The sequence below is a fragment of the Sphaerotilus sp. genome, from assembly GCF_031429695.1.
GTDB lineage: Bacteria > Pseudomonadota > Gammaproteobacteria > Burkholderiales > Burkholderiaceae_C > Sphaerotilus.
This window is the reverse complement of the sequence record NZ_JANPAB010000112.1, coordinates 1-7,997: the sequence shown is the minus strand read 5'-3', so window position 1 is coordinate 7,997 and position 7,997 is coordinate 1. Positions and strand designations below refer to the sequence as shown.

The window sequence follows — 7,997 nt, the reverse complement described above, 5'->3', positions numbered from 1 at the left end:
CGACCCCCTGGCTCTCAGCGCCTTCGTGTAGGGCGACCAGTTCTTCGTCGTGTACTTCTTCTTCGCCGGCTTGCTCATCCCGTCAGCCTACCTCACCGCTCGACCACCGGCCGGCTGGGTGGGTTGTGCAACAAAGCCGTGCTCATGCGCATTTGCAACCTCACACCGAACGACTGAATTCTGTAGTGATGAGCACGCCGGCTCAGGACATATTGCCGCCATTCATCTAGGTTTATCAGCTTTGATGAGGACTTTCCCTCATAAGGGCAAGTCCGCGATCGGCTCCTTGGTCGCTCGCACGGCGGCGCTCTGCCATAGCGGCCGAACTCGGAAAGTTCCAAGTCCGGCGGTTGAATTCTGGCAAAGTTCCAGACTCAGTGGTGAATCCGTTCCAACATCAAGGACGTGGTGCTATCCAAGTCGTTGATTGGCGTAGCCAGAGGTTCCACGTTCAACGGTGTTCGACAGGAGATTCCGGCGGACGCGACCGCTTGCGCGGCCGAGCCTTCGACGGGTTCCTGCTTCATCGCGGCTGCGCGTCGTCCCCTCACGGGTCTGGCGCGTCTGACTTCCGCTCCACAGACTGCGGGTCTTTCGACCCAGACCGCGTGTCCCGCGGCCAGTATGTTCTTCGCGGCGTTCAGGTCCGCGTTCTCGCTGTGCCCGCACACTTCGCACGCGAAGCGGGCTTGCGTCGGCCGGTTCTCTCGGGCCGTGTGCCCGCAGGCGCTGCACCGCTGGCTCGTGTACGCCGGCTGCACTGGCACCACTGCGCCCCCTCGGGCCGCTGTCTTGTATTCCAGTTGTCGCCGTGCCTCGCCCCACGCCTGATCCAGGATCGAGCGGTTCAGCCCCGCCTTCTGCCGCACCCGTTGCCCCGGCTCGGTGGCGGTGCCCTTTGCGCTGGCACTCATCGCCACCACCTTCAGATCCTCGATGGCGATCACCGGATGAGCGTCGGCCCACTGCGTCGTCAGCTTGTGCAGCCAGTCGTTGCGCTGCGCCGCGATCCGGGCATGCACCTTCCCCAGCCGGTCGATCGCCTTGCGCCGATTCTTCGATCCCTTCACCTTGCGCGAGACACTGCGCTGGACTCGCTTCAGGTACTTCTGTTGCCGCTTCAGTGCGTTCAGCGGCGCCACGCACTCGCCGTCCGTCGTCGCCGCGAACAGCGCCACGCCGAAGTCAATTCCCAGCGTTGGCACCAGCCCCGCCGCCGGGATCACGTCAGCTTGTTCAACCTGGATCGACACGAACCAGCGACCCCGCTCCTGCGTCAGCGTGTAGTTCCGTACTTCACCTTCGACCGGCTGCGACTGGCGCATCCTCACCCACCCCAGCTTCGGTGGCTTCAGGCGCTGGTTCACCGTGTCGAGCTTGCAGTCCGATCCTTTCGGGAAGCGCAGTCCTGCGTCTTGGCCGCGTCCGCGAAACCGGGGATAGCCGCCTTGGCCATCGAAGAAACGTCGGTAGCTCGCCTCCAGCCGCTTCAGGGTTTGCTGTTGCGCCTGCACTGGTGTCTCGGACAACCACGCGGTGTCCGGCTCGTTGCGCCACGCCGTCAGCCAGCGGCACATCGCCGCGTAACCCGAGAACTTCTCGCCCGCCGCCCGGAGTCGCTGCTGTTCGCCGATGGCCCGGTTCCACACCCAGCGGCACGCACCAGCGAACCGGCGCAGGGCGTGCGCGGTGCCGGGCTTGGGGCGCAACTGGAAGCGGAAGGCTCGAATTGACATGATTGATACTGTATATAAAGCCAGTCAACAATGCCATAGGAAACTCGACCACCAAGCCAACGGCTCGCTGCGCGAGCCTGCGCTCTGCCTCCCCGTCCTGAAGGGCGGGGCTTCTCGCGCCTTCTGGTGACAGGTGCACCCCGTGAAACGAGGGGCGTTTCGCCCGGCGTATTCAGCCCCTGTCGGGCCTGCCGCCCGGCAGGCGGAACCGGGCCACCGCGTCACACAGCGTGCCGGCCTGGGTGGTCATTGCGGCGGCGGCCGCTGCGGTTTTCTCGACCAGCGCGGCATTGCGCTGGGTCGTCTGGTCGAGGGTCTGCATCGCCTGGCCGATCTGCTCGATGCCGGTGCGCTGCGCCCGTGTGCCGGCGGCGACATCGTCCAGCAGCTCGTTGACGCGCCGGGACGAGCCGACGATCGCGTCGATGGTCGCGCCCGCCCGGCGCACGACCGCCGTGCCCGCCTTGACCTCGCCCACGCTGCTGCCGATGAGCTGCTTGATCTCGCGGGCTGCCTCGGTGCTGCGGTTGGCCAGCATGCGCACCTCGCCGGCCACCACCGCGAAGCCCCGCCCATGCTCTCCGGCCCGGGCGGCTTCGACGGCGGCGTTGAGCGCCAGGATATTGGTCTGGAAGGCGATGCCGTCGATCGTGCCCAGGATCTCGGCGATGCGTGCGGACGAGGTGCGGATGCCGTCCATTGTCTCGATGACGACCCGCATTTCCTGCCCGCCGTCGGCCGCGACGGCTGCGGTCTGCCGGGCCATGCGGGCCACTTCCTCGGTATGGGCCGAGCCCTGCTGGATGGCGACGAGGATCTCCTCCATCGCGGTGGACGACTCTTGCAGGCTGGCCGCCGATTGGTCGCTGCGGGTGGCGAGGTCCTGCATGCCGGCGGCCATGGCGAGGCTGGAGTCCGCCATGGCGTCGCTGCAGCGGCGCACGCTGGCCACCATCTGCCGCAGCGCGTCCTGCATGCGCTTCAGATCGCCCATCAGCACGGCGGCTTCATCGCGTCCCCAGGGGGCGGGCGAGGTGGTGAGGTCGCCGGAGGTCATCGCGGTCAGGTGGCGCCGGGTTTCCTGCAGGCCGCCTTGCATGACCTTGTAGAAGCTCAGCCCGAGATAGACCGTCACCAGCAGGGCGCCGAGCAGGGTGGCCATGACGAGGCGCATCTGGCGCTGGAGGAAGGGCGTGATGGCGGCGGTGTGGACTGCCGAGCCGATGACCCAGCCCCAGGGATCGAAGCCCTGGACATAGGCGAGCTGGTTCGCAGGGGCGGCGCTGCCGGCCGGTGGATCCTGGTGGGGGACGAAACCGCCGCCGTTCGTGTTCTGGAGATCACCCAAGTGCTGGTCATGGATCCAGACCTGGGCCTCGGCGCCGTGGTGCAGCCCGGTGATGGCTTGCCGGGCCAGCGCCTGGGCCGCGGGCCGGGTGAGGACGCCGCTGGTCTCCTGCGTGTGGGCCCAGTCGAGCAGGTGGTGCACGGTGTCCACTTGCTGGTGGGCGGCCTCCTTGCGGCTGTCCAGCAGGGTGTCGGACAGGGTGACCAGTTGCAGCGCGAGCAGCGCACCGACCGGCAGGGCGAACGACAGCAAGACGATGAGCGCCTTGGCCGTGAAGCCCATGCGGCGAAACAGCCGCACGCCAGGGGCCCAGAGCCCGTGGTGGGCGAAGAAGCCGGTGGTGTCGATCGGCTGGACCGGGGTAAACGTGGGTACTGCCGAGCCTTTCGGGAGAATGGCTGACATGGGTAGGGCTCTCTGTCCGTGGGGGGAGAAGGATCATGGCTGGTCGCCGGGTGGGGGCTCGCTTGATAAGCGTCAACTTGCCGGGCAGTTCGTGGGGCGGGTGCGGGCGACCGGTCATGGTTGCGTAAGGACTGCGTGCCTGCTGCTGATGGCACGGTGGGCCGTTCATTGGCATGCAGAATCGGGTGGTCCGCATGTGCACTGCGAACTCAGCATGAACGCTTTGACCTTGAAGCTCCTCGCGACGCCGGATGGCCGGTACATCGTCGTCCGTGGCCGCCTGTGGCGAGCGGCCAATCCCGGTCTCGCGCCGGACCTGCATGCGGCGCTGGTGCGCGACCTGATGCAGGCGCGGCGGGACATCCGGGATGCCGGTCGCGCAGGAGATGCCGAGCGGCTGGCGGCGGCCCGCGCTGCGGTCCACGCGGCCAAGGTGGCCTTGGGCGAGCGCGGCCCGGTCTGGTGGACCGATGGCGCCAAGGATTTCAATCGGCATCTGGTCAAGAACACGCCGTATGCGGGGTGGTTCAGTGCAGAAAGCCCCGCGCCGAGCCCATTGCATCCGCCCTGAGATGAATTATCTCCATGCAGATAATTTTGGATAATCGCCACTGCTGACGGGGTGAAGCTGGTCGGGACTCGGCTGGCTACAATGGCGGCAACACGGCCCCTGTCGGTTGATGCGCTTCGGTGCAAAGACTGCTCAGGGGTTTTTTCATGGCTTCACCCGCTCGTACTCGACGAACTGCCCGTTGAATCCGATCTTGCGCGTGATGCGGCGGCGCCTAGTGTTGACGACGATTCCCGTTGGCACCTGGGTGGTCAGGCCGGCGTTGTAGTCGCGGATGCGGGTGGACTCGCGCAGCGTCACCCCGAGCCGGGTCAGCGCCATCGGTCCCAGGACTTCCAGCGGACGTGCCGGAATGGGTTGTCCGGACAGCACGCTGCGCTTGGCCTTGGCGTACAGCCCCACGCCCAGTCGCACCAGCAGTCCTTGGTCCACCAGCGCCTTCAGGGCACGCTTGACCGATGCCTTGCTCCCGAACGCCTGGAAGTCCACGGGGCGAAGGACCAGTTCATGGCGGCGCTGGACTGAGCGTTTGATGCGGTCGGTGATGTTCATGGTGCCGAACTCCGGTCAGGCACTTCAGAAGAAAATTCATCTAACCTGTTGGCCCTTGCCCTTGCCCTTGCCCTTGCCCTTGCCCTTGCCCATGCGGCAGCGGCAAGAGATACAAGAAGTGCTGCCTTGGCTGACGCGCACTATGGTCAAGCCGGCCATCGGGTGTTCTTGAAGTAGCCGAGTTCCGCCTGGATCTGATCGATCTTCGTGGTCTCAGCCGGATCCCAGTGCGGCATGTGCAAGTAGACGATGTCCGAGGAGTGGCCTCGCTTTCCCGCTTGCGGCCTGTCTGTGGCAATGCCAACGACCGTTTTCACTGAACCGCATCGGCCGCGAACGACAAGGCACCGCAGCATCAGTTCACTGGCACGCTGCTCGCGGTCTGCCGAATCGCCGGCTGTGAAGACGAACGCTGTTTGGTTATCCGCGACGACAACTCTTGCGGCCACATGTTTGGTAGTCGGGTGCAGGAACTCCAGAAAGGCATCCGCAAGGTTGGCGCGATAACCACGGGGTTGCATCGCCATGGCGGCCAGTGCGAGTTCGTTTTGCGTGACCTCCCTGCGGAACATGTCGAACATCCCATCCGTGAGGAGGTCTTCGACAAAATGCTCGATCAGCCGGTCCCAAACGTAGGAGGACTCGAGATCATTATTCCGTGCAAGGTAGTCAGGATGTTTGATCAGAGCCTCCCAGACGCCTTCTTGGATCAACGCCAGCGCCGGCTCGCCCGTGTCCGGATCGAACATGCCAAAGTCTTCGCCGTTCTGGACATAGAGCGCAAGAAGATCCTCTGCGCCGGAGCCAACGAAGACCGGCTTGGCGCCACGTTCGAAGATGCGTTCGACAGCAAACAAGTAGCGAACGAAGTCCGTGATCGTCGTGAGTTCGCTGAAGAATGCCTGCAAGCTGAACTCGTCAAGCAGGTGGACAAATCCGTGGCCCAGATCGCCCCACTTCAGGGGGACGTTACCTCTGCCGCCTAGGGAGACCGTGATTCGATGGAAGCGGCGATCCGATTTTTGCGCCAGCACAACCTCTCGACCATCGCTGCGAACCACGCGATCGGCGACGCGAAGCCAACGCTCGGCACCCCAGATCTGCTGGACCGACTTGTCGATGGCGGCCTTCTGCCACCGCTCCCAACCCACGGTGTCGCCCGTGTCATGAAACTCGATCTCTTTCACAGAGATGATGATGATGTGGGGGCCGCACACCACCAAGCAGTCACACAGTTCTTTCCCGCCTTTGCCGACTGGGTTCGGGTGCGTCCACAACCTCATGAAGCTGCTGGTGCTCAGCTCGTTGACCAGACATTCAGATGGTGTGAAACCTGCATTCATGGATCTGAGAGATGAAGATTGCCAAGTGGCAATGGGTTTATGGTGCAGCGCCGCTAGCGGCAAGCTCAATTTTTCGGCCATGCTTGATGCCCAGCCGATAAACAGACAGGGCTGGATTTCGCTCGGCGCTACACGGATGCGGGGGGCGTTGTCGCCGTCTAGGGCGGCAAAGGTGCGGGGAGTCAAGCCCCGGAGCGTCTGACCGTTGCTGGCGCTTGCCCCGGATCAGAGAGTCCCAATTTCAAAGATATTTTATGAGCATTATTTTTAGCAGTGCTGGGTATCTCCGTTTGACTGATTTATGAGCTTAGTGGTTTTAGTGGCTCGTACATTGGTTGGTGAATCACCCTTACACACATGCAAGCGAATCATAGGTATGCGTGGCGGCCATGCTCTTGCACAAGGTCGTCGAGAACATCATAGGGACAGGATGGCTAAAAACCAGATGGCTCTCAATATTGCCAATCGTGCCAAGACCTAAGTAGTTAGCCAATTCTCCTATGTGCTCTCGAAGTATTTCCATACGATCTAGATGCTTTCTGAGAGAGTCGCGCTTCTTCCCATCCGTAGAAGCCCAGCCTCGATAATCAGAGAGCTGCTCAGCGATTTCACCATAAGTCTTTTTAAACTGTAGATCCTTGCACTCAATAATCAATATGCGGCCGGAATTGCCATTCCAAGCGAGTACATCAATGTCTCCATAATCTCGATTAAATCCCTTTTGCAGAGCCTTGGTTAGCCTAACTTCTCGGTCCACCTTCCATCCGAGCTGCTCCATTCTAGAAGCAACGCGCTTATTAAAATCCGCGCCATCTCGTTCGCGGGCCATTCCAGCATATCTCCGCATAGCTGGTCCCAAATGGTCATCAGCATATGAACCGTCGTAGTAGTTGCCCACCATAGAGCTGAAGCCTTCGCGGACCAATGCAGGATTAATTAGGTATGTTGCACCCCCATTTTTTTCCAACCGAATCAAGGGTCGTCGCAGTAAGCCAAGTCGCCTTTTAAACCTAGATGGCGCAATATCTTTCCACGAATAGCCTTTTGGGGGCGTTCGCCACTCAGGTCTAGCCACCAACTCAAGAGATTCAACAATAATCATGCCAGCATTCGAGTTATCTGCCAACGCTATCAATTCCGCTCTCGAAAACGTGAAAATCATTTGATGATGCTCAATGCCATAATTCTCCAATGCATCAACAAACCTTCTGTATTCATCCAGGGATACACCGAATTCCTGCAGCCATGCATCTAAGAAAAATGGGGATACCCCACTATCACTGGAGTTTTCGAGGATGGTTGCCCCGCGAAGGCTTTTGGCATACTTATTGGCTGAAGAAGCATATCGGTACTCGCTGCTTGCTTTGCTAAAGGGTTCAATAACTGTGTCCATAAAATGGTGGTGCGCATGCACATCACCGAGCGGTTGGATTTCCAACTCCGGCTCCAATAAATCCCAGTGGATCAAGCCCGACCAGCCACTTAGATGGAAAATCTGTGCGCTTTGCGCAAGCATCAAAGCCAAATCTAATTCGCCCGGCATATTTCCGCCATTGAGAGGCGCCTCGCACAACACCATTTCAATGAGATTGCGAGTGGATTGTAATGTGCCATTGAGTTTGAACTCGTGCCTAGACATCCCTTCCATAACTTCAGTTTTATTCTCTCGCAGCGCAAGCATTGCCGCAGCCGTTTTATGCCACCAATCACGAGAATGACTGGCTGACTCGTAGTTGATCAACAGTGCATTTAGCAAGGCTTTGCGTTCAAAATGCTTTAAGTGATCCGTCAGGTCTATTAGTAACTGATCGACAAGTGTGCGGAGAAAAGACAAGCATTCTTGCTTGCCGCTGATCTTGCCGCCGTCCTTCGGATCCCTTACTTGCCAACCCAGCCCAAGCTTATTAACACCCTAATTAGAAGCAGTACACTGGACCATTGACCGGAAAGAGGTGAAGCCGATGACAACGCCAGACGGACGCCAACTCTCGGAAGAGTCGTTGCAATTGCTGCGCCGCCAAGCACACCGACTGCGGCACGAG

General features: G+C 60.8%; 6 protein-coding genes and 1 pseudogene. 2 read left to right on the top strand and 5 right to left on the bottom strand.

Going from position 1 to position 7,997, the window contains the following annotated elements; all coding sequences use genetic code 11:
* Positions 1 to 374 precede the first annotated feature (374 nt).
* Positions 375 to 1,736 (bottom strand): RNA-guided endonuclease InsQ/TnpB family protein, encoded by a 1,362-nt coding sequence (locus tag RMP06_RS21420; RefSeq protein ID WP_310463825.1) that lies wholly within the window; start codon positions 1,734 to 1,736, stop codon positions 375 to 377.
* 172 nt (positions 1,737 to 1,908) lie between these two features.
* Positions 1,909 to 3,489, bottom strand: a complete 1,581-nt coding sequence (locus RMP06_RS21415; protein ID WP_310463824.1) for a methyl-accepting chemotaxis protein — start codon at positions 3,487 to 3,489, stop codon at positions 1,909 to 1,911.
* A 214-nt stretch (positions 3,490 to 3,703) separates the two neighbouring features.
* Here RMP06_RS21415 and RMP06_RS21410 point away from each other — a divergent pair, with 214 nt between their 5' ends.
* The gene (locus tag RMP06_RS21410; RefSeq protein ID WP_310463823.1) at positions 3,704 to 4,060 is read left to right on the top strand and encodes a hypothetical protein; all 357 of its coding nucleotides are present in this window, start codon (positions 3,704 to 3,706) and stop codon (positions 4,058 to 4,060) included.
* 144 nt (positions 4,061 to 4,204) lie between these two features.
* Here the strand turns inward: RMP06_RS21410 and RMP06_RS21405 are convergent, their stop codons facing one another.
* Entirely contained in the window at positions 4,205 to 4,612 is a 408-nt protein-coding gene (locus RMP06_RS21405) for a DUF6088 family protein (RefSeq protein WP_310463822.1), read from the bottom strand.
* Between the two features lie 83 nt (positions 4,613 to 4,695).
* Here RMP06_RS21405 and RMP06_RS21510 point away from each other — a divergent pair.
* Positions 4,696 to 4,746, top strand: a pseudogene (locus tag RMP06_RS21510) (SEC-C metal-binding domain-containing protein); the annotation flags it as partial.
* A 12-nt stretch (positions 4,747 to 4,758) separates the two neighbouring features.
* On the opposite strand, the gene RMP06_RS21400 reads toward RMP06_RS21510, so the two are convergent.
* A complete protein-coding gene (locus RMP06_RS21400) occupies positions 4,759 to 6,141 on the bottom strand; it encodes a hypothetical protein (protein WP_310463821.1) in 1,383 nt (460 codons plus the stop codon).
* Positions 6,142 to 6,304: 163 nt separating this feature from the next.
* Positions 6,305 to 7,789: a hypothetical protein gene (locus RMP06_RS21395; protein WP_310463820.1), complete on the bottom strand. Its 1,485-nt coding sequence runs from the start codon at positions 7,787 to 7,789 to the stop codon at positions 6,305 to 6,307.
* Positions 7,790 to 7,997: the final 208 nt, after the last annotated feature.

Bases quoted from the DNA above. Each gene is read 5' to 3' on its own strand.
- RMP06_RS21410 (WP_310463823.1), top strand. From the start codon at position 3,704: ATGAACGCTTTGACCTTGAAGCTCCTCGCGACGCCGGATGGCCGGTAC.
- RMP06_RS21415 (WP_310463824.1), bottom strand. From the start codon at position 3,489: ATGTCAGCCATTCTCCCGAAAGGCTCGGCAGTACCCACGTTTACCCCG.
- RMP06_RS21420 (WP_310463825.1), bottom strand. From the start codon at position 1,736: ATGTCAATTCGAGCCTTCCGCTTCCAGTTGCGCCCCAAGCCCGGCACC.
- RMP06_RS21405 (WP_310463822.1), bottom strand. From the start codon at position 4,612: ATGAACATCACCGACCGCATCAAACGCTCAGTCCAGCGCCGCCATGAA.